Below are 604 nucleotides of genomic sequence, written 5' to 3' on the forward strand. Positions count from 1 at the left end.
CCGTACTTGCCGCGCACGTCCTGGAAGACGCGGATGTAGCCGGCGTCGACGAACACCTCGTCGCCCTGCGGTAGCAGGTCGCGCATGGTGTGCGCATCGGCGCGCGCGGCCCGGCCATCGGCGTTATAGGGCGTGCGGGTGAGCAGGATGGGGGCGTGCTTTGCGCCCTTGGGGATGACGATGACGGTGTGCAGCGTCACGCCGTCGCGCATGGGGATCTCGACCACCCGCTTGATGAAGTCGTTCGCCGCATCGGGCGCGTCGTACTTCGCGGGGATATCGGGCGTCATGGGCGGGGTCGATTGCGCGGTGGCGAGGCCGGCGGCGACCGCCAAAGACAGGGAAAGCAGGGTGAGCGGCAGCGTGCGGCGCGACATGGGGTGGTTCCTATGGCAGTGGGACGACACAACCGCCCTAGCCTGCCCCATTCGCGCGGCAAAAAAAACGCCGCCCATGCGGGCGGCGTTTTCATATCGACCAGCCCGCTTACGCGGGCAGGCTCATTACTGAGCCGGGGCGGTCGAAGCCGGAGCCGGGGCAGCGGTGCCAGCGGCGGCCGGCGTCATGGCGGTCGAGGCAGCGGCCGGGGCGGTCGAGGCAGCAG

At 69.7% G+C, this 604-nt stretch carries 1 protein-coding gene; it reads right to left on the reverse strand.

Going from position 1 to position 604, the window contains the following annotated elements:
- Positions 1-377: CocE/NonD family hydrolase (locus VI08_RS20560; RefSeq protein ID WP_045831514.1), on the reverse strand; the 377-nt coding region annotated here is incomplete at its 3' end.
- Positions 378-604: the final 227 nt, after the last annotated feature.

The sequence above is a fragment of the Luteibacter yeojuensis genome (genome assembly GCF_000964085.1).
Lineage (GTDB): Bacteria > Pseudomonadota > Gammaproteobacteria > Xanthomonadales > Rhodanobacteraceae > Luteibacter > Luteibacter yeojuensis_A.